Here is a 22818-nt window from a genome sequence, read left to right as displayed (position 1 = left end):
AGCCCTCCTCAAAGAATTCGACGAAGCGTACCGTGTGCGATCAGTAAACACTGGCTCGGCGCCTGGTTCGGCAGGCGGCCCAGAACACCGCAAACAGCCGACAGACAGGAGCCCATCGCGGTAGGGTCCCGGCAGTGTTGAGTTCAGTGATGGCGCTAGGGCTGCTGGTGGGCCTCGATCCGATGCGTCTTGGCATCACCCTTCTGGTGATCTCGCGGCCGCGGCCCGTGCAAAACCTGCTCGCCTACGGGGCAGGCTGTGTGACTGCGTGTATCCCCACTCTGGCAATTCCACTGACACTGCTGCACGCAACGCCGATGTTCAAATCGACGGCGCAAGGTTGGGCCACGAGCTCGACCGGTGGGTTCATCCAAATCGGCATGGGTGTGCTCGCACTGTCGACTGCCACGCTGCTGACAGTGCGCTTCTGGGCGGCGCGTCAGCGCGCGCGGGTGCCCACACCAGACCGCAATACGACGACGTTGGTCATGGACTCGAATACGCCGACCGCACTCTCGCGGCTACTGGGCGGCGAGACGGATGCGCCGACGGAGCACGGGTCGGCATTGCGCCGCCTTCGAGGCCGCCTCCGAAATGCGTGGGAAAGCGGATCCCTGTGGGTCAGTTTCGTGATCGGGCTCGGATTCGCGGGTGCGCCTCCCGACGTAGCGCTGTTCCTTCTCGCCATCATCGTGGTCTCAGGAACCGCGATCGGCACCCAGGTCGCGGCCGTGATCGCGTTCATCGTCGGGATGCTCTTGGTTGTCGAGATCATCCTGATCAGCTATCTGGTCACTCCCGCGAAAACCGAAGCGATCGTGCAACGGCTACACGACTGGGCGTGGGCTCACCATCGCAAGATCCTGATTGCGATGTGCACAGTCGCCGGGGTCGTGCTTGTGGTCCGAGGCTTGGGCAGTGTCTGAGCCGTCACTGCTTGCGCCACAACACACCTGACCAGTCGATGTCGACGATCGGAGCAGATATCTCATGTTTCGCGCGGTAGTCGGTGACAGCTTGTCGGCACGCCTCGATCGCGTAATAGTCGTCGATCACGCAGAAACCCCCGGGTGACAATCGCGGGTACAGCGCGTCAAGCGCCTGAATCGTCGATTCGTACAGGTCACCGTCAAGCCTCAGAACGGCGATGCGATCGATCGGAGCGTCGTGCAGCGTGTCTTTGAACCAGCCAGGAAGGAAGTGGACCCGGTCGTCCAGCAGGTTGTAGCGCTGGAAATTCTCCCTGACTTCTGCCTCTGACACCCCCAGGATGCTCGCGAGAAGATCCAATCTGAGACCTTTATCCGCTTTGTACTTCGCGGGATCCGGGCGTGGCAGACCCTCGAACGAATCGGCCAGCCATACCCGCCGTGTCTCATCGCCATAGGCTGCCAGGACGGCTCGCATCATGATGCAAGCCCCTCCGCGCCACACCCCGCATTCGATCAGATCGCCCGGAACTTCCTCAGCCAGCACCGTCTCAACGCAATGCTGCAGGCTGGTGAGCCTCTCCATCCCGATCATCGTCTCCGCCTCCGCCGGCCAGCGCACGGGAGTCGTTTTCTTGATGGTTTTGAAGAGCAGGCGGCGCCGCAACGACCACCCCTCGGGCATTCGCTGGTGCATCCCGTCTCTGGTGAGATTGCGTCGCATCAGGTCTAGGTACAGAGATCGGACGTCACGTTCGGGTGCGGTCAAAACGGCTCCTTTTTTTGCCGACGGCAACCTCGTCGAGTTCGACGGATTCACGGCGATTCCCTTGGTGGATTGTGGGTTTGCCCATCACGACTGGCAACGGCCACTGTCGGGCCCAACCCGCGTCGGGACCGGAACTCGACGGTGATCGCCGGGTCTGCGTGATGGGCGAGCGCACGCAGCGCTGACGGGCTGTAGGCACGCAGCGAGCTGATGAACCCATCGTGTTGCAACGGCGAGAGCTTCGTGAGTGGCAGCACCACCGCCAACAACGCCATGTGCAGCGGCGCCGGCGGCCTGGGGAGGTCGACGATCAACAACTTCCTCGCCGCGCGGGTCCCTGCGGCGAATACCCGGGCAGCGAGTTCAGGTGACAGGTGGTGCAATGACAACGCGAACACCGCAAGGTCGTAATACCCGTCCGGCGCATCGATTGCGGTCGCATCCATTTCGCGCACCGTGACACGTGGGTGACGGCCAAGGTCACTGGCGGCGACGGCAGCCACGAACGCGGGATCGATGTCGGTGATCGTCACCGCAGCGGTCGGGTGATTCTGCAGCAGCTTGCGCGACAACCCGCCGAAGCCGGCCCCGAGTTCGAGGATCTTCGGAGATGGCACATCGGCCACTTCACGAAGAGCCATCCGGGCGCACTTGTCGTGAACGCCGATCCAGCGTCGCCGGCCGGCGCGGTCGAGGGAAACCATGACCTTGCGCTTCAGATCGTCGACATCGTTGCGGTCCAGGTATTCCAGCCGGTCGGTCTGCAATCGCCGGTCCAGCCAGGACGCGTCCGGCCCGCCCCTGGGCATGCTCGCGATGTCTCGGGTTCTGCTGTCCATGTTCTTCAATCCGACGGCCCGCGCCGGTCAGCCGACAAGCTTGCGGCCGGCGAAATTCTCCAATAGATCGGCGGTGGTCGTAACGCTTTCGGCGGTCTTGGTCATCTGGGTGGCGACCTCGCGGGCGCGCGCGACATACTGCGGGTCGAGGACGGTGCGTATGTCCGCCACCAACGACTTCTCTGTTGTGGCCGAAAAGCGCCGAGCGGTACCCACTTTCAGTTTCTTGACGCGTGCTCCCCACAGGGTCTGATCGAGGTCTGTCGAAAGGACCAAGGTGGGAACTCCGGCGCGCAGACTCGCGGCCGTGGTGCCCGCGCCACCGTGATGCACAACCGCGCGGCAAGCGGGGAAAGCGGCCGTGTAGTTCATCGACTCGACCACTTTGACGTGGTCGGAATGGGCAACCCCGCTGAAGTCGCTCGACCCCGCGCAAACCAACGCCCGCTCACCCAACTGATCACAGGCCCCGCTGATCATGGAAAGCGTGTCGGCGGCAGATTCGACCGGCATGCTGCCAAAGCCGAAGCCAATAGGAGGCGTCCCCGCCGCGATCCACGAGGCGACCTCATCATCGGATTCGGTCGGCAAATCCAAGGTAAGCGCGCCGACGAAGGGACGTCGGCCATCGAACTTCGCCCATTCATCTGCCAGTCCGGGAAAGCAAACCTCGTCGTAGGCCTGGATCTCCAGCGATCCGCGCGCGGTGATCCGCCACGGAGAAGGCCCTTTGGCCTTTGGTAGGCCCAGTTCACGACGCTGCCCGTCATCGAGCCGTTTCAACATGGGCCAACCCAACCACTCCGACGCCTTCATCACCGACCGGCCCACCGCCGAAGGCAGACTCGGAACGAGTTGGCCGTTGGCCCGCATCGGGAACACATGCAGCGTCGCCAACGGAATGCCGTAATGCTCCGCGACGTTGCCGGCGGACTCCTCGCCGATCACGCCGGTGAACAGAAGATCGGTATCGGCCGCCAGCGACTTCAGCGTCGTGCTGACGTCCTGCCAGCACTGAGTCAACAACTGCCAATCCTCGCCCAACAGCTCCTTCAGATCCCCGATCCGCCAGAAGTTCTTCCAGAAGTTCCGCAAGAATCGGGCCCAGAAGTCACGGTTCACGTCCTGCCACACGCGGACATCGGGGCCGCAGGCGACCGCGGTCAGCCCAGCCGCCTCGGCGAAGCCGACCAGGTCGGGCGGAACGGCCATCCGCACGTCGTGCCCGCGGCGCAGCAACTCACGTCCGACAGCGACACCGGGCTCAACATCACCACGAGTTCCATAGAACGCCAGCACAAATTTCAAGGCGGAAACCTCTAGCTTTCAGTCGTCGTACCCATGGTCAACGCCATGGGCATCGGTCATTATCCCGATCCTTTGTCAGTTCCGGTTCAAAACTGCGCAGCCGATTCCCGGGGAGGGAAACTTCGCCCTCCTACGCCACCGGAAGCCTTGTGCGACAGAATGGTTCAGGCTGGGCATTGTTTCGAGTTCTAGGCCCAAGTCCCGCGGCGCCGGTTGACCATTGCGAGGACCTCATAGTTCAGCTTGATGATGGACGGCGGGAATAGCCGATTGAACTTGCGCAAACGGTGGAAATCCTCGAACACCGGCTGAAATCCTTGTGTGGTCGCTCGATACGCCTCGAAAACTTGGTCCAGTGCAGCCTGATCCCAGGGCTCGTCCCGCGCAGCCGCGCACAGGCATTCGTAGACCACAGACATCCAGTCTGTGCCGAAGGGTTCTGCCACCGGGCCATAGTGTCGCTCGCGGTGAAGATCCGGTGTGAGAAAGTCGTCGATCGCGCCCTCATCGCGGGTATCGAGATCGAGCCCGAGCGCTACCGAAATTCGCTTCACTTCCCGACGCCAGTCATCCAGGAGGTTGGCGTACTCGACGAACACGCGCGGCGAGTCGCGAGTATCTCGTTCGGCCAACAGATTGGCCTTCAGCCAGACCGCACTGGAGAGCTGCGGGGAGGCTGGGCTGTTTTTCGCAACCGATGCGATGACCTCCTGCGGATGGCGAACCGCAATTGCGGTCACGATGTCGAATCCGGCCAGACGCGCTGCCTCGAACCACAAGCCGGACAACACCGTAATTCTCGGGTCCTTGACAACCACGAGCGGCGCGGCAGGCAACGCGCTGAAAAACGTCCGGATCTCGGCGATCCAGGCGGCCTTCTCGTTGGCGTCGAACGCCCCTTCCTCCTGCAATCGCAGTGTCGGGTCGAAGGTGGTGCTGCGGTGGCGTTGCAAGATGGCTTCATTGATGTAGTTGGCTGCCCGCGGTTCCCAATGGCCGAGAGGATTGGCCGCCATAGCGCCCACCAACCCGGTCGGGAGCGCAGCTCCGCAAAGCGAGAGAACCCGGGTGAGCGCCGACGTTCCGGACCGGTTGAAACCCAGCACGAACAGAACGGTGGGGCGAGCGGCCATAAGATCCTCCTGCGGCCGGCTGACCAAGTACGTCGGCACATCCCTTCGAGAAATGCTTCGACTATGCGAGTGACTGCCGCGACAATAAACCATGAGCCCGGCGCTATCGTCGTGAATCGCTTTATGCCGCATAATCCCCGGGCAGACGGGGCTCACCTCGGCTGCAATGCCCCGACGTGGTGGAGGACATCCCCCGCCTCTTGCGCCACTCGGTTACCATGCCCATGCCTGAGCGGTCTCATCTAATGTATTGCAGCACAATAGCTCCCACTTCAGGAATGCGTGCTTGCGCGGTGGCGCAGGACGACTGCTGGTGACCCGCGCCAAGTAGATCGGCGAGAACGCCGCACACCGCAGGTACGTAGGTTAGCCTCTCGATATTCAGCGCCGAGCTGGGCTGGTTCAGCGTCGTTCGCTACAGGTCAGAGAGATTCCATGCCGAAAGGTCCTCGATGAAAGTGGTGCTGGCAAGCTATGGAACTCGGGGCGATGTGGAGCCCTGCGTCGCGGTCGGCGTTGAACTTCAGCGTCGCGGGCACGAAGTATGCATGGCTGTCTCGCCCGACCTGGTTGACTTCGCCAAGTCAGCCGGACTTGCGGCGGTCCCGTACGGGCCGGACACGAAGGTATGGTCGGGCGCGCACCGCGACCTCTGGACGCGATTCTTCGGCAACTTCTGGAAGATCCGAGAATTGATCGAAGTATGGCGTGAGATGCGCGAAATCGGGGAGTCGGTCATCCAGTTCTGGGATGAGATCACCGCGACGCTGACATCGCTGGCGGACGGGGCCGACCTGCTGGTCACCTTTCTGAATTTCGAGCAGCCGGCTGCCAACGTCGCCGAGTATTACGACATTCCGTTGGCCACGCTGCATGTCTCGCCGGTGCGGGCCAACGGCCATACGGTGCCGTTCCTGTCGTCGTCGTTGGGCCGGCAAGCACTGGCAGTGTTCGAATGGGCGAACTGGCGCGGGGTGAAGAAGTTCGACGATGCGCAGCGCCGCCAACTGGGCCTGCCGAAGGCCGAGCGCTCCGCGCCACGGCGGATCACGGAACGCGGGTCGTTGGAAATCCAGGCCTACGACGAGGTCTGCTTTCCGGGGCTGGCGGCCGAATGGGCGAAATGGAATGGTCAACGGCCGCTTGTCGGCGCTCTGACGATGGAGTTGACCACGGATACCGACGAGGAGGTTGCGTCGTGGATTGCCGCGGGAACACCTCCGATTTTCTTCGGGTTCGGCAGCACGCCAGTGAAATCCGCCGCTGACACGCTCGCCATGATCAGCACGGCCTGCGCGCAGTTGGGTGAGCGGGCGCTGGTTTGCTCCGCCTTGAGCGAATTCAGCGACGTCCCCGGCTTCGACCACGTCAAGGTGGTGGACACGATGAATTTCGCGGCGGCCTTTCCGGCCTGCCGCGCCCTGGTGCACCACGGTGGCATGGGAACGATATCCGCGGGTCTGCGCGCCGGAGTCCCTATGCTGATTCTCTGGACGGCGCTCGATCAGGCGATCTGGGCATCTCGGGTCAAACGACTGAAAGCTGGTTTTGGGCGCCGCATTTCGGCTGTTACCCGCGAATCACTGGTAGCGGATCTGCGAACGATCCTGGAACCAGGATATGTAGCCCAAACCCGCGAGATCGCTACCCAGATGACCAAACCCGCTGAAAGCGTTACCGGCACCGCTGATCTCCTGGAAGAATTCGCCGGTTCAAGGCGGACTGACTGACCCGTCACCACTCTGAGCCACCAGCTCAAACAATGCCCAAGCTGTGGGCGAGCCCAAAGGATCCGCCCACCGCGAAGAGGGCTATCAGGATCTGTCGACGGTGCGCCAGCGCCCAGTCATGCATCGGCCGTAGGACCGCAAGGGTTTTCGTCGGCGCGACCAGATAACTCACGAGGGTGATCTCGATAACCGCAAACATCGCGACGACGAATACGACGACGGCGAGGACCTGCGTGCCGGTCGGGACTCCCGCAGCCATGATGGTCGCACCCACGAACAGCACTACGGGGGGCGGCGGGAACCCGCCGAGTCCGAACACGAACGCGACCCACAATGCACCGTCTTCCCACGCCTTCTGGAGGCGGCTGAGCAGGCGCCGGAATACGGATGCGCCCTCTATCGGGGTGTCCGACGCGCGGCCGAACGGCGATGCGACCGGGTTCGGCGGATCTGAGTCCGCCTCCGGTCCCGATGCGGCCCCGACGGGTACCGGCACCTGTGCCCGCTGACGCGCTCCGCGCACAATCATCAACACGGCAAGGGCCAGCGCGAGCACACTCATACCGAGTTGGAAGTAGCGGACTACGGAGTTCGTGGCCGGGCTGGCCACATCATCTGCTCTGAACGTAGCGTCCAGCACCAGCAGCGGGACCAACAGACAGGGAATGGTCACCATCACGCTGCCTGCCCAGTACGCCAGCAGGTTTTGCACTGGTCGTGGTCGGGAGACCATCAAAACGATGATGGCAAGAAGCACCGGGTTGATAGCGAACAGAAACGCGAAACCCAGCAGCGTGCTCCACACGGCCGGAACCCTACCGTGCCGAGCGCATTTGCTCGGCGAAATGGTGCCCGACGTCCAGGCCGGGACTCTGCCCTGCATACATTCAGGTCGACGGCCGCCGAAAATCGAGATCCTCGACGGCTGTGGCTCGGATCTTTTCACCCCCGGCGGCTTCCGTCGGACCGGAGAGCGCCGAGGCATCCCGATTTTCACACCACATCTCAGCGGAGTGGTTAGGCTACCGACCTGTTCAATTCAATGTGAGCTCGACTGAACGGCCGGCAGCACGCCGCTGCGATAGCCCGACCCGTATCGGGATTCAGCCGTGCCTGCTGGAACACCGGCTGGAAAGAGGTGAACGGCTATGACGGACCCATCCGTCACTCCTGTTGCAGTGATCGGAATGGGTTGCCGGCTCCCCGGGGGTATCGACTCGCCAGAGAAGTTGTGGGAAGCGTTCCAGCGGGGCGACGACTTGGTCACCGAAATCCCGGCCGACCGTTGGGACGTCGACGAATTCTACGATCCGGAACCGGGCGTGCCCGGCAAGTCGGTGACGCGATATGGCGGATTCCTGGACGACATCTGGGGTTTCGACGCCGAGTTCTTCGGTCTCCGCAAGCATGAAGCGACTCATATGGATCCGCACCACCGGGTGTTGATGGAAACAGCATGGGAGGCCATCGAGCATGCCGGCCTGGCTCCCCGCTCGCTGTTCGGATCCAATACGGGCGTCTTCGTGGGGTTGTCTCACGATGACTACACCGCACTTACATTCGAGGCGGGCGCGATACACGATGCCTACGCCTACCCTGGGACCACACTCAGCATGGCCTCCGGGCGCATTGCCTACTGGCTGGGGGTACACGGCCCGGCGATGACGGTGGACTCCGCATGTTCGACCGGTCTGCTCACCTTGCACCTGGCGTGTCGCAGCCTGCACCACGGCGAGAGCGACCTTGCCCTCGCCGGCGGGGTCAACGTGATGATGTCCGGGATCATGAACGCGGCGGGTTCGGCGCTTGGCATGTACTCCCGCACAGGCCACTGCCATTCGTTCGACGCCGCGGCGGACGGGTTCGTGCGTTCCGAGGGATGTTCCGTGGTGTTGCTGAAGCGGCTGCCGGATGCCCTGCGAGACGGCGATCGGATCCACGCTGTGGTACGCGGCACCGCAGCCAACCACGATGGCCGCACCAAAACCATTTCCCGGCCGTCGCTCGATGCGCAGGCCAACGCGTACCGGGCGGCGCTGGCCGCGGCGGGCGTGGATCCCACAACGGTCGGCATGGTGGAAGCCCACGGCACCGGCACCCGGGTCGGTGACCCGATCGAGTTCGGCAGCCTTGCCCAGGTATACGGCACAGGCGGTGAGCCTTGTGCGCTCGGATCGGCGAAGAGCAACTTCGGGCACACCGAGGCCGCGGCAGGCACGTTGGGGTTGATCAAGGCCGCCCTGGCACTGCAACAAGGGGTGATCCCGCCATCGCTGCACTTCACCCGGCTGCCCGATGAGCTAGCACAGATCGAGACGGGCCTGTTCGTACCGACAGCGGCCATGCCGTGGCCGTCGCGAAACGACCAGGAGCGACGGCGTGCTGCCGTGTCGTCGTACGGTCTCAGCGGAACAAACGTGCATGCCGTGCTGGAACAAGCCCCGGACACCGCGCACCAACACGACCTCTCCCCCGGCCCCGCCCGCTCCCTGGTGTTCGCGCTGTCGGCTACCTCGACCGAAGAGCTGCGCCGTTCCTCGGCGCGACTGGCCGAGTGGGTGAGCCGCCACACGGATCAGCTGGTGCCGTCCGATCTGGCCTACACCTTGGCGCGCCGGCGCGGACACCGTCCGGTGCGCGCGGCCGTGGTCGCCGCGACCCTCGGGGAGCTGACCGAGCGTCTGCACAACGTCGCCGACGGCGACGCCGCGTATCCACCCGCAGTAGGCCAGGACGACCGGGGACCCGTATGGGTGTTCTCCGGGCAGGGCTCACAGTGGGCCGCGATGGGTGCGGACCTGCTGGCGGCCGAGCCGGTCTTCGCCGCGACGGTCGCGCAGGCGGAGCCGTTGATCGCCGCCGAAGCCGGATTCTCGGTCACCCAGGCGATGTCGGCGCAGCATACGGTCACCGGCATCGACCAGATCCAGCCGACCCTGTTCACCATGCAGGTCGCGTTGGCCGCAGCGATGCGCTCCCATGGGGTCGTGCCCGGCGCGGTCATCGGGCATTCGCTCGGGGAGGTCGCGGCCGCCGTTGTCGCAGGGGCACTTTCGCTCGAAGACGGGGTGCGCGTCATCTGCCGCCGCTCCCGGTTGCTGTGCACCGTCGCCGGCGCCGGGGCGATGGCCTCGGTGGAGCTGCCTGCCGCGCGCGTGCGTGAGGAGATGGCGGCCCGCACCATTTCGGATGTCGTGGTGTCGGTAATTGCCTCGCCGGAGTCCACCGTCATCGGCGGCACGACCGAGTCGGTTCAGGACTTGGTGGCGATGTGGGAGCGCCGCGGCATCATGGCACGCGAAGTGGCGGTCGACGTCGCGTCGCACTCCCCCCAGGTCGATCCCATCCTCGCCGAGTTGGCCGAGGCGTTGGCCGACCTGTCGCCCGTGACGCCGTCAGTCCCGTACTACTCGGCCACGTTGGATGATCCACGGGCGCAACCGGTCACCGACGGCCGTTACTGGGTGGACAATCTGCGGCGTCCGGTGCGGTTCGCCGACGCGGTACAGGCCGCACTCGAGGACGGCCATCGAGTGTTCGCGGAGCTCTCCCCTCATCCGTTGTTGACCCGCGCGGTGGAGCAGTCCGCGCGGGCAGCCGATGTCTCAGCTCTGGCCCTGCCCTGCCTGTTGCGCCAACAGGAGCTGCCGCACGGACTGTCTGAACTTCTGGCGAATCTCCATTGTGTCGGCGCCGCAGTGGATTTCGCGGCACTGTATCCGGAGGGACGGCTGGTCGATGCACCCCTGCCGACCTGGACGCACCGCCAACTGCGTGTCGGCTCAGGTGGCCCGGGCAACCAGGGACTCGGTACTCGGACCGTTGCCGTGCATCCATTGCTCGGGGCACATGTCCGCCTACCCGAGGAGCCGGAGCGCCACGCTTGGCAGGGCGATGTCGGGACCGCGGCACTGCCGTGGCTGAGCGACCATCGGGTTCATGCCCTGCCTGCCCTTCCCGGGGCTGCCTATTGTGAGATGGCGTTGTCAGCTGCTCACCTGGTGCTGGGCGAGCAATCCGAGGTTCGTGGCATCCGCTTCGAGCAGATGTTGTTGCTGGACAAGCAAACCCAGGTAACCACCGTGGCATCGGTTGACGCGCCTGGCATCGCAGAATTCGAGGTGCTGACCGATCACGAAGGCGAACGCACCCAGCGAGCCGTTGCCACCCTGCGCCTTGCTGACGACGAGGCCTCGCCGACGCCATGTGACGTACCTGCGCTCCTCGCCGCGCACCCGTCACATATCGACGGGGAGGAATTACGGCAGCGGTTCGACCTACGGGGAGTCCAGCTGGGTCCTGCTTTCGCCGGTCTGATCGCCGTCCACACCGCCGAGGACGCGCCCACTCTGGTGGCCGAGATTGCGCTGCCCAAGGCGCTTCGCGCTCAGCGGGGCGCGTACCGCGTGCATCCGGTGTTGCTCGACGCGTGCTTCCAGGCCGTCGCTGCCCATCCGGCGGTCGGCGACGGCGGCTTGCTGGTGCCGATGGGTGTGCGACTGCTCCGCATTTGCGACCCGGCACGCAATCCCCGCTACTGCCTCGTCCGGTTGACCCCGCATGATCAGTCGGGGTTCGAGGCCGACCTCGATGTGCTCGACGAGTCCGGGATGCCAGTGCTGATCATGCGGGGGTTCCGGCTGGGCAGCAGTGCCACCGCCGGGAGTGACGCGCAGCGGGTGCTCGCCGATCGGCTCCTTGCCGTCGAGTGGCGGTGCAGCGAGCCACCCGTCGCCCCGGATACCGATCCTGGCCAGTGGCTGCTGATAACCAACTCTGATACCGAGGACTCCCTGGCAACCGGGCTCGTCGATGCATTGAAATCCCTTGATGCGCGCTGTGATTGGCTTAGTTGGCCGCAGCATGCCGACCATGCGACCTGTGTGGAACAGCTGAACGGCCGGCTGCGCGCGAGCGCCGTCAAAGGCCTGGTCGTCGTGTTCGGACCGGTGGGAGACCCGGACGAAGACGGACTGGTCCGGGCCCGCGAGCATGTGTCTCGCCTCGTGCGAATTGCCCGCGAACTGACTGAATCACCGGAGCAACCGCCGCGTCTCTACGTGCTGACCAGGGCCACTCAAACCGTCCGGCACGGGGAGGGGGCCAACCTGGAACAAGCGGGGCTGCGCGGACTGGTCCGCGTAGTCGGTGCCGAACATCCAGAGCTGCGTCCCACCCACATCGATGTGGACGACGACTACGACCCCGAAATGCTGGCCCTGGAATTGCTGTCCGGCTCGAACGAGGACGAAACCGCTTGGCGGGGTGGCCAATGGCACGTCGCGCGACTGCGGCCCACACCGTTGCGCCCGGACGAGCGGCGCACTACCGCGGTGAATCACGAGAGCGACGGTATGCGCCTGGAGATCCGCACTCCTGGTGACCTGGCCAGCATGGAGTTCGCGGCCTTCGAACGTGTTCCGCCGGGGCGCGGAGAGATCGAAGTCGCGGTCACCGCATCCAGCATCAACTTCGCCGATGTCCTGGTCGCCTTCGGTCAATACCCCAGCGTCGAAGGACTTCTGCCGCAGCCGGGCACCGATTTCGCCGGCGTCGTGACCGCCGTCGGACCCGACGTCACCGATCACCGGATCGGTGACCATGTCGGCGGCTTCTCCAAGAACGGGTGCTGGGCCACGTTCGTCACCTGCGACGCGCGCGCCGCCGTCACACTGCCACCCGGGCTGACCGACGAGGTGGCCGCCGCAACGACCACCGCATACGCGACCGCCTGGTACGGCCTGCACGACCAAGCCCGGATCCGCGCCGGTGACCGGGTGTTGATCCACTCCGCCACCGGCGGCGTGGGCCAGGCGGCCATCGCGATCGCCAGGGCCACGGGTGCGGAGATCTTCGCCACGGCCGGCAGTCCGGCGCGTCGAGAATTGCTGCGCCGCATGGGCATAGCGCATGTCTACGACTCACGCAGCATCGAGTTCGCCGAGGCGATCCGCCGCGACACCGACGGATACGGCGTGGATGTCGTGCTCAACTCCCTCACCGGCGCCGCCCAGCGCGCCGGGCTCGAACTGCTGTCCATCGACGGACGTTTCGTGGAGATCGGCAAACGCGACGTCTACGCCAACACCCGGCTGGGGCTGTATCCCTTCCGCCGCAACCTCACGTTCCACTACGTCGACCTGGCGTTGATGGTCACCAGTCGTCCGCAGAAAGTCGCGGATCTGCTACGCCACGTGTACCGGCTCGTCGCAGACGGTGAGTTGGCAGCACCAAAGAGGACTCACTATCCGCTCGCCGAGGCGGCGACCGCGATTCGGGTGATGGCCGGGGCCGAGCACACGGGAAAGCTCGTGCTCGACGTCCCGCGCCGTGGACGCAGCAGCGTCGTGGTGCCACCGGAGCAGGCGCGGGTCTTCCGCTCCGACGGCGCCTACATCATCACCGGCGGGCTTGGCGGTCTGGGGCTGTTCCTCGCTGCCGAGATGGCGGCGGCGGGCTGCCGCCGCATCGTGCTGACCAGCCGATCGCAACCAAGCCCCCAGGCCCAGAAGGCTATTGCGGATATCCGTGCGACCGGCGCCGACATCCACGTGGAGTGCGGCGACATCGCCGAGCCGGAAACCGCCGGTCGCTTGGTCGCCGCCGCCACTGCCACCGGGCTTGGAGTACGTGGTGTACTGCACGCCGCCGCGGTGGTGGAGGACGCCACCCTCACCACCATTACGGACGATCTGATCGACCGAGACTGGGTGGCCAAGGTCTGCGGTGCCTGGCACCTGCACCAGGCGACGGCCGGACAGCCACTGGACTGGTTCTGCTCGTTCTCGTCGGCAGCCGCGCTGCTCGGCTCGCCGGGCCAGGGAGCGTACGCGGCGGCGAACAGCTGGCTCGACGCCTTCGCCCATTGGCGACGCGCTCAAGGCCTGCCCGCCACCACGATTGCGTGGGGAGCGTGGGCACAGATCGGCCGCGCCGCGGCCATGGAAGAAGGCCGCACGACGATGATCGCCCCCCACGAGGGCGCGCACGCCTTCCAGACGCTGCTGCGGTACGACCGCGCCTACACCGGGTACATGCCCACGTCCGGAACGCCGTTGTTCACCGCCCTCGTTGCGCGCAGCCCGTTCGCCGAGGCGTTCAAGACCGCGGGCGGAGCAGAGCACCACGACACCGCCACTGTGCGCGCCGAGTTGCTGTCTCTGTCCCCAGACGAGTGGCCGGCGCGGCTTCGGCGCCTGGTGACCGAACAGGCCGGCCTCATCCTGCGCCGAACCGTCGATCCCGACCACCCGTTCCCCGACCACGGCCTGGACTCCCTGGGTTACCTCGAATTGCGCAGCCGCATCGAAACCGAAACCGGAATTCGCATCACCCCCAAGGCCATTGCCACGCACAACACCGCGCGGGCCTTAGGCCGGCACCTCGCCGACTCGCTGGCCACATTGCAGACAACGCGAACCACTACGTAAAGCCGTGAACGCACGGCTGGAGAATGAAGGAGGGTGATTGGTGCCTGAGCGTAAGCGCCCATCCAAAGGTGATGCGCGACCGGACAATCGGCTGGCTTTGGCGGACGAAGCCTTGTTGGCGGAGCATCACGCCGCCGACATGAACGTGGTCATCCAGGTCACCTGGTTGTATGAGCACGCTGTCGACCTCGATGCGCTGCGGCAGTTTCACCACAATCTCGGTCAGGGGTTGTTGGGTCGGCGCATCGAGCGTCCGGCGCTGCCGATCGCCCGGCATCGATGGGTCCTCGATCGCGGGCCGTCGGACATCGACATCGCTCAGCGCGCCCGTCCCCGGGCCGACTTCAGCGACTGGGTCGATGAACGCTCACAACTGCCCATTGATGCTGAATCAGGGCCCGGCTGGCACATCGGCGTCCTTCCCCTTACCGACGGTTCGACCGCGATCAGCCTCGTGCTTTCGCACAACCTCATCGACGGTCTCGGGCTCGCACTCGTGATAATCGAAGCGGCCCTTGGCAAGACGCGCGATCTCGGCTATCCGCCGCCGCGCTCGCGGACTCGACTACGCGCGCTGCGCGAGGATGCCCTCGCGACGGCGCGCGACGTACCCCAGGTCGGCCGGGCACTCGTCACGGCAGCCAAACTGGCCCGGAAACAGGCCCGTACCAAGGCTGAGAATCAGCGTTCTCCGGCACCACGGCCCGCCGCCGTCAACGCCGTCGGCGGCGATGACAATGAAGTCGTCCTGGTGCCCGCGATCACGATCTACGTCGGCCTGAACGATTGGGATGCCCGTGCGGAGGCTCTCGGCGGAGCGAGTCACACGCTGGCCGCGGCGTTCGCTGCGAAGTTCGGCGAGCGCATCGGGCGCCGGAGGGCCGATGACGGCGCCGTCACCCTACAAGTTCCCATCAGCGACCGCACTGAAGACGACACCCGTGCGATGGCACTGTCGTATGCGCGCGTCACCATCGATCCGGCGCCCCTGACGACGGATCTGCGGGACATCCGCGCCACGATCAAGCAGACGCTGAATGACTTGAAGGAGACACCGGACGAGTCGAAGCAGCTGCTGTGGCTGCCGTCGTTCGCGCCGAAGCGGGCGCTGAAACGGATGGTCGCCAAGATGCCCGCAGATCCCGATCAGTCGGTGTTCTGTTCGTATCTCGGCGACCTCGACTCGATAATCGGCTGCCCCGCAGGCACAATCGCCGAGTTCGAGAATGCCCGAGGGACTGGGCAACGCGAATCACGACGGCTCCTAGACCGCATCGGCGGCCGAATGATCGTTCTCTCGGGCCGTATCAACGGCAATATCTTCATCAGCGTCGGCGCCTACCAACCGGACGCACAGAACACGAAGGACGCTCTGCGTGCGGTGGCCGCAGATACGCTGGCTGATTTCAGCCTGAGCGGCGAGATTCACTGACCCGCTGCGGGTGAACACCGCAGTGGGCCAGCGAATCTGGTCAGAAGTTATGGCAGGTGTTGAAAGCCTGCTCAATCGAGCCGAGGTACGGCCGGAACATCGGTGCGTTCGCCACATCCTGAGCCGTCTGCGCCCGCCTGTCTGGCCCGGCGGCAAGGAATTCCCGCAAACCGCGCTGCAGTAGAGGCGTTTGATCGAATGCTCTGCCCACTTGCGGATCCTGTGCGTTGAGCGCCGCCACCAATTGCGGATAACTGCACGTCGTGTTGATGGCCGAATCCAAATTGGGTCCCGCGGCAGCGATCCCGGCCCCGGCGGTCAACGACAATGCAAGCCCCCCAAGCCCGACAGCCACTCTGGTCAACGACAGATGGAACATGTGCAGACTTCCTCCTTACAATCACTCCCCGGCCATTTTCGACTCTATATGGGCCGGCCGCGATCTCGCCCAGGCTTTTGCGTAACCAGCCAGAAGCTGACTACACCGAAAATGAGTTATGGCACCTGCGCGAGCAATGGATCGGGTCTTGGCGGGCCCAATACTTCACTGGCGGGACGCTGGCGAACCCTCAACGGCCACCAGAACCACCGTCCCAACAGCGCGGCAATCGCGGGCGTCATGAATGCGCGCACCACCAACGTGTCGAACAACAAGCCCAGCCCGATGGTAGAACCCACCTGCCCAATGATGCGCAGGTCGCTGACGACCATCGACAACATGGTCACGGCGAATACCATGCCCGCGGCGGTCACCACTTTTCCGGTGCCGCCCATTGCCCGGATGATGCCCGTGTTTATCCCGGCGCCGATTTCCTCTTTCATGCGGGATACCAGCAGCAGGTTGTAGTCAGAACCAACTGCCAGGAGAACGATTACGGACATCGCCAGGACGAGCCAGTGCAATTCGATGCCGAGGATATGTTGCCAGATCAGCACGGAGAGCCCGAAGGCCGCGCCGAGCGAAAGCGCCACTGTCCCAACGATAACCAGGGCGGCAATAAAACTTCGCGTCATGATCAGCATGATGCTGAAAATGAGACAGAGCGCCGCGACGCCCGCGATCAACAGATCGTAGGTCGACCCGTCTCGCAGATCCTTGAAGGTCGGCGCCGTCCCAGCGAGGTGGATCGTGGCGTTCTCGAGCGGCGACACCTTGAGCGCCTCCTCCGCGGCGATCCGCACGGCGTCGACCCGCGCAATGCCCTCCGGCGTCCCGGGATCGCCCCTATGCGTCAGGATCAGCCGTACGGCCTTCCCGTCCGGTGACAGGAACAGACCCATTGCACGTTTGAAGTCCTCGTTCTCGAAAACTTCTGGAGGCAGATAGAAGGAGTCGTCGTTCTGCGCGGCGTCGTAAATCTTTCCCATCGCGCTGGCGTTCGAGGTCGTGTCGTCGATCAAGGCGAACATCCCTGACATGGTGCTGTGCATCGTCAGCATCATGGTTCGCATTGACTGCATGGTCACGATCATCGGCGGGAACAGGGTGAGCAGCTCCCGCTGGAACCCGTCCATTTCCTCTACGCGTTCGAGAATCTCGTGCGACTTGGCGCTGAGTTCGTCCGTGCCGTCGAGTCCCTGAAATATTGATCTGATCGCAAAGCAAACCGGAATGTTCTCGCAGTGCGGCTCCCAGTACAGGTAATTGCGGAGCGGCCTGAAGAAATCATCGAAATCCGCGATGTTATCCCGCATCTCGTCAACCGTCGCAGTGAGCTCCCTGTTCACGACAATCGTTTCGTGAGTGACATCGGAGATCTGTTGCATCAGGTGGTAGGTGCGTTCCATTTGGCTGATCATGTTCGCCATGTCGTCGGCCTGCTGGCGGATGTCGGCCATGCGTTCTTTGCCAAAGGGCAAGATCTGAGAGAGGCCGGCGCTCTGCAGGCTGATCTGGAACGGTATCGATGTCCGTTCGATCGGGACTCCCTCGGGCCGCGTTATGCTCTGCACCGTCGAAATGCCCGGAACGGCGAAAACGCTCTTGGCGAGCTTGTGCAGAACCACAAAATCCGCTGGATTGCGCATATCATGATCGGCTTCGACGATCAGGACGTCGGGCGTCATTCGCGACTCGGGAAAATGCCGCTCGGCCGCCGCATATCCCATGTTGGCGGGGATGTCCTGGGGTACATACAACCGATCGTCGTAGCTGGTTTGGTACCCGGGCAGTGCCAATAGACCAATAAACGCGACGGCGCACGTGGCGGCGAGAATGGGCGCCGGCCACCGAACGATCGCCGTGCCCAGCCGTCGCCAACGGCGGACCATGACCTTGCGCTTGGGCTCGAACAATCCGAAACGACCGCCTACGGCAATAACCGCAGGAACCAGCGTGACCGCGACCGCAACCGCAACCGCCATACCCACGGCGGTGGGAACGCCCATGGTCTGGAAATAGGGCAGCCGGGTAATGCTCAGACAGAGAACCGCACCAGCAATCGTCAAACCGGAAGCGACGACCACCTTGGCAACGCTGCGGTAGGTGGTGTAAAACGCCGTTTCCTTGTCCTCGCCGGCCTGACGCGCCTCGTGATATCGCCCGGTGAAGAAGATGCCGTAGTCCGTTCCGACCGCGATCCCAAGCGACACAAGCAGATTGACGGCGAACGTCGAAAGCCCGATGATCTGGTGATCGCCGAGAAATGCGACAACCCCCCGGGCCGCCTGTACTTGTACGCCCACCATCATCAGCAGGAGAACGACGGTGATGACGGAGCGATACACGAAAAGCAACATCGTGAAGATCACCACGAGTGTCACCAGCGTGATTTTGACAAGTGACGAATCACCGGCGTGGTTCATATCCGACACCAACGGTGCCGAACCTGTCACATAGGCCTGTACACCGGCCGGCGGCGGTGTCCGCTCCACGATGTCCCGGACGGCTTCGACGGATTCGTTGGCCAACGCCTCGCCCTGGTTGCCGGCCAGATTCAGTTGGACATAGGCACTCAAACCGTCGGCGCTCTCTGCACCCGACGCCGTGATCGGATCCCCCCAGTAATCCTGGATGTGCTGCACATGGGTCGTATCGGCTCTCAGCTGCCGAATCAACTCGTCGTAATAGAGGTGCGCGTCGCCACCGAGGCGTTGCTGTCCCTCCAAGACGATCATCGCCACGCTGTCGGAGTCGGATTCCTCGAACATCTCCCCCATGCGCTGCATCGCCTGGAACGACGGTGCGTCCTTGGGAATCAGGGAGACGGAACTTTCCCGTCCGACCTGTTCGAGTGACGGAACGGCGAAGGTCACGATGGCGATGACCGCCAACCACCCGAGGATGATCGGCACCGACAACCGATAGATCATCCGAGGTATGAATGACGGCCGACTGCTCATCTGCCGATCGCTCATGCGGCCTTCACCAGGCAAAAGGTAAACGCGTTCATTGCAGTCAGCGCTCTTCCCTCTGCAGGAGGGAACGCATCAGCGGGCGGGCGCCGGTCCGGCGCGGTGACGCACTGACCGGGTGGGCGTACACCCGCTGCGGCCACCAGAACCATCGACCCAGCAACGCGGCGATCGCGGGCGTCATGAACGCGCGCACCACCAATGTGTCGAACAACAGCCCGACACCGATGGTGGCACCCAACTGTCCGATGGTGATCAGGTCGCTGAACACCATCGCCAGCATGGTGAAGGCGAACACCAGGCCGGCGGCCGTCACCACCTTGCCGGTGCCGCCCATCGCCCGGATGATGCCCGTGTTGATCCCGGCGTGGATCTCCTCTTTCATCCGGGATACCAGCAGCAGGTTGTAGTCGGAACCGACCGCCAAGAGGATGATCACGGACATCGCGAGGACGACCCAGTTCAATGGTATGCCGAGAATATGCTGCCAAATGAGCACAGAAAGCCCGAAGGCCGCGCCGAGCGAAAGCGCCACCGTACCCACAATGACCAGGGCGGCGACAAAACTTCGCGTCACAATCAGCATGATGCTGAAAATGAGACAGAGCGCCGCGGTTGCCGCGATCAACAAATCGTATTCGGACCCGTCGACGATGTCTTTCACCGACGCGGCGGTGCCGGTGAGATAGATCGTGGCGTTTTGCAGCGGAGTTCCCTTGAGGGCCTCCTCGGCCGCGGTTTCTATCGGATCGACAAGCGCGATGCCTTCGGGGGTCGCCGGGTCACCGCGCTGCGAAATGAGCATACGAGCCGCCTTCCCGTCGGGTGACAGGAAGATATCCATGACGCGTTGGAAGTCTTCGTTCTCGAAAACTTCCGGGGGCAGATAGAAGGAGTCATCGTTTTGCGCCGCGTCGAAAGCCTTGCCCATCGCAGAGGCGTTGTCGGTTGTCTCCTCCATTTGATCAATGATCCCGGTCATGGTGCTGTGCATGGTCAGCATCATGGTCCGCGTGGATTTCATGGTTTCGATCATCACCGGAAATTGCTCGAGCATTTGCGGCATGAGCGCATCCAGGCGATCTAGGTTCTTGACCAGACCTTCCATCTGAACGGTGACCTGGTCGACGCCGTCAAGCGTATCGAAGACTGATCTGATCGCAGAACACACCGGAATGTCGTAGCAGTGCGGCTCCCAGTAGAAGTAGTTGCGGATCGGTCTGATGAAATCGTCGAAATTCGAAACGTGATCCCGCAATTCATTCGTGATCTCTTCGAGCTCATGCGTGGTGCCGACCATCTCATGGGTCGTGCTGACCATCTGCTGCATCAACCCCTGCATGCGCTGCATGATGCCGATCGTTTCCAGCATGTCGTCCGCCTGGACCAGCAGGTCATCCATGCGATTCTTCTGAAACGGCATCAACAGCGACTGGGATGCGCTGCCGGCGCTGATCATGAACGGGATCGTGGTGTGCTTGAGCGGCTCGCCTCCTGGGCGGGTCACGGATTGCACCGTGGAGACACCGGGAACGGATAGGACGCCCTTGGCCAGTCTGTTCAGCACCAGAAAGTCTGCTGGATTGCGCATATCGTGATCGGCTTCGATCAAAAGAATATCGGGCGCCATCATCAACGATTGGGGGAAGTGGCGCGAAGCCGCTTCATAACCCACATTGGCGGGAATATCTTGCGGGATGTACTTCTGGTCGTTGTAGCTGGGTTGGTATGCGGGCAGCGCCAATAGCCCGATCAACGAGACCGCACACGTGGCCAGGAGAATAGGTGCCGGCCACCGCACGATCGCGGTGCCCAATCGCCGCCACCGACGGACCGCTATCTTCCGTTTGGGCTCGAATATGCCGAAGCGGCTGCCTACGGTGATAACCGCCGGAACCAGCGTGATGGCCACCACCACTGCGACGACCATACCCACCGCAGTTGGAATACCGAGAGTTTGATAAACGGGCAACCGGGTAAAGTGCAGGCAGAGAACCGCTCCGGCAATCGTCAAACCCGAACCCAAGACCACCTTCGCAACGCTGCGGAAAGTGGTATAGAAGGCTGTCTCTTTATCTTCACCGGCCTGGCGTGCCTCCTGATAACGCCCGGTGAAGAATATTCCGTAGTCGGTTCCAGCCGCGATCGCGAGCGCTACGAGCAGATTGACGACGAACGTGGTAATTCCGATAAACCCGAGATCGCCGAGTAACGCGACAACTCCTCGCGCCACCGTCAATTCTATTCCGACAACCACCAGCATCAGAATGACGGAAATGATGGATCGGTAGACGAGGAGCAACATCGTGAAGATGACCGCGAGGCTCAACGACGTTACGAGGAGGACCGTCCGGTTACCGGCGGGGCCCAGATCCGCGGCGAATGCGGCCGGGCCGGTTACATATGCGGTGACGCCCTGAGGCGGTGGTGTCTGTTCGACGATGCCCCGGACGGCTTCCAAAGGCTTGTTCGCCGAAACTCCTTCCTCGGGAGCGACGAGGGTTACTTGGACATACGTGGCCTTACCATCGACACTTTGCGCGGCGGCCTGTGTCATCGGGTCGCCCCAGAAATCCTGGACGTGCTGCACATGCACCGTGTCGGCTTTTAGCTGACGAATCATCTCGTCGTAATAGGTGTGCGCGTCGTCGCCGAGGGGTTGCTCACCCTCCAACACGATCATCGCCACACTGCCGGAATTGGCTTCGCCGAACATCTCCCCCATGCGCTGCATCGCCTGGAACGACGGTGCGGCGGTGGGATTCATCGCAACCGCATTCTCTTTCTCGACCTGCTCGAGTGAGGGAACGCTGATACTCAAGATGACAGTGATCGCCAACCACCCGAGAATGATCGGGACCGCGAGACGACGGACCATCCGCGCGATCAGCGGCGGGCGACTGACGACCGGCAACGGCTCCGTTATGGGTTCGCTGTCAGTGCTCATGCGGCCTTCAGCACACAAAAGGTGAACGCGCTCACGCCGTTCCGGACCTTCTCGTCTTTGATGTCATCGCCCACGGTGATGCGGCATCCGATGCTGTCGGCGTCGCCCTGCGCGGTGACGTTTCCCATCGCTGTCGCCTCGGTGATCGGGAATTCCACCGACCACGGCAGCGTGGCATCTTCAACCAGCTGCGGCTCGGCGTCGGCGTCGAAATAGCTGATGGTTGCCACCGTCCCAGGGGGACCGAACACCTCGTAAATCAGGTGCTTGGGATCGTGCGGCCGCTTCTCCTCACGTTCGGCGCCGGCGTACGTGGGCCGATTCTGGGTTCCGAAAACCCCGTGAAGCCGCGACACAGTAAACCCTCCGGCAACGACTACCACCAAGATGACCAGCGGGATCCACAGCCGCCTCAATAGCCTGAAAATCGCAAGTACCTCCGCCAGTTTCCGTGCGTGCCACCATGTCAGCTGCACGAACATGCATCTTCGCACCGGCCGCGAATGCCAGACGAGCCTCGAATGCTGTGCATTCCAGGCTCGTCTGGCGCGAGGTACCGCAAACATGCGGCGCATCGTGGAGTGCGACCGATCTCGATGAGTAAACCATGCCGGTGTGTCAATAACGGCTCAAACCGAGGTAGTGGCAGGGACCGCCACAATGCCTTTGCATTCACCCGATCCGCATGCCCGGCCGCATCGATCAACGTCGGCGCGGCGGCCGAGTACCAGCCGTGACCACCACTCGCCAGCCGCGCAGATGACCAACCGCAGCGGGATGGAGTGGCACCGAACCGCTCCACGCCCGGGCAGCCTGCGACAAGGAATTCATCCTGTGTGTGCCCGCGGCACAACGACCCCCTGATCTACGTGGGTGATGACACCGAGAGGCCGCTGTGAGGGCGTGGGTTATCATTCGCGGGTCCGGCAGCGGCCGGCATCAGAGGG

Annotated in this window: 13 protein-coding genes; 4 read left to right on the top strand and 9 right to left on the bottom strand. The window is 63.5% G+C overall.

What is annotated here, in order from left to right; translation table 11 throughout:
- Positions 1-134 precede the first annotated feature (134 nt).
- Positions 135-926, top strand: coding sequence for a GAP family protein (locus ABQF30_RS10435; protein WP_448462979.1), 792 nt, complete (start codon positions 135-137; stop codon positions 924-926).
- A 4-nt stretch (positions 927-930) separates the two neighbouring features.
- On the opposite strand, the gene ABQF30_RS10430 is transcribed toward ABQF30_RS10435, so the two are convergent.
- From ABQF30_RS10430 to ABQF30_RS10415, 4 genes are all read right to left on the bottom strand, one after another.
- Positions 931-1653, bottom strand: a complete 723-nt coding sequence (locus ABQF30_RS10430; protein WP_448463608.1) for a TylF/MycF/NovP-related O-methyltransferase — start codon at positions 1651-1653, stop codon at positions 931-933.
- 92 nt (positions 1654-1745) lie between these two features.
- Entirely contained in the window at positions 1746-2537 is a 792-nt protein-coding gene (locus ABQF30_RS10425) for a class I SAM-dependent methyltransferase (RefSeq protein WP_448462977.1), read from the bottom strand.
- Between the two features lie 27 nt (positions 2538-2564).
- A complete protein-coding gene (locus ABQF30_RS10420; protein WP_448462975.1) occupies positions 2565-3845 on the bottom strand; it encodes a glycosyltransferase in 1281 nt (426 codons plus the stop codon).
- Positions 3846-4033: 188 nt separating this feature from the next.
- Complete coding sequence (locus ABQF30_RS10415; protein WP_448463606.1) at positions 4034-4978, bottom strand: sulfotransferase family protein; 945 nt, start codon at positions 4976-4978, stop codon at positions 4034-4036.
- Between the two features lie 452 nt (positions 4979-5430).
- Between ABQF30_RS10415 and ABQF30_RS10410 the strand changes: the two genes are divergently transcribed.
- Positions 5431-6708, top strand: a complete 1278-nt coding sequence (locus ABQF30_RS10410) for a glycosyltransferase (RefSeq protein WP_448462973.1) — start codon at positions 5431-5433, stop codon at positions 6706-6708.
- 25 nt (positions 6709-6733) lie between these two features.
- Here the strand turns inward: ABQF30_RS10410 and ABQF30_RS10405 are convergent, their stop codons facing one another.
- Positions 6734-7513, bottom strand: a complete 780-nt coding sequence (locus ABQF30_RS10405) for a GAP family protein (protein WP_448462971.1) — start codon at positions 7511-7513, stop codon at positions 6734-6736.
- Between the two features lie 343 nt (positions 7514-7856).
- Between ABQF30_RS10405 and pks2 the strand changes: the two genes are divergently transcribed.
- Positions 7857-14138: a sulfolipid-1 biosynthesis phthioceranic/hydroxyphthioceranic acid synthase gene (pks2, locus tag ABQF30_RS10400; protein ID WP_448462969.1), complete on the top strand. Its 6282-nt coding sequence runs from the start codon at positions 7857-7859 to the stop codon at positions 14136-14138.
- A gap of 139 nt (positions 14139-14277) precedes the next feature.
- Positions 14278-15570, top strand: a complete 1293-nt coding sequence (locus tag ABQF30_RS10395) for a condensation domain-containing protein (RefSeq protein WP_448463604.1) — start codon at positions 14278-14280, stop codon at positions 15568-15570.
- A 40-nt stretch (positions 15571-15610) separates the two neighbouring features.
- Here the strand turns inward: ABQF30_RS10395 and ABQF30_RS10390 are convergent, their stop codons facing one another.
- The 4 genes from ABQF30_RS10390 to ABQF30_RS10375 form a co-directional block, all read right to left on the bottom strand.
- Positions 15611-15949, bottom strand: coding sequence for a hemophore-related protein (locus ABQF30_RS10390; protein WP_448462967.1), 339 nt, complete (start codon positions 15947-15949; stop codon positions 15611-15613).
- 116 nt (positions 15950-16065) lie between these two features.
- Positions 16066-18927: an MMPL/RND family transporter gene (locus tag ABQF30_RS10385; RefSeq protein ID WP_448462965.1), complete on the bottom strand. Its 2862-nt coding sequence runs from the start codon at positions 18925-18927 to the stop codon at positions 16066-16068.
- Between the two features lie 40 nt (positions 18928-18967).
- A complete protein-coding gene (locus ABQF30_RS10380) occupies positions 18968-21871 on the bottom strand; it encodes an MMPL/RND family transporter (RefSeq protein ID WP_448462963.1) in 2904 nt (967 codons plus the stop codon).
- Positions 21868-22278, bottom strand: a complete 411-nt coding sequence (locus tag ABQF30_RS10375; protein WP_448463602.1) for an MmpS family transport accessory protein — start codon at positions 22276-22278, stop codon at positions 21868-21870. The genes ABQF30_RS10380 and ABQF30_RS10375 overlap by 4 nt, the downstream gene beginning before the upstream one ends.
- Positions 22279-22818 lie beyond the last annotated feature (540 nt).

This window comes from Mycolicibacterium sp. XJ870 (assembly GCF_053483975.1).
The sequence above is the reverse complement of the archived record's forward strand: the minus strand, read 5'-3'. Positions and strand labels throughout refer to the sequence as shown.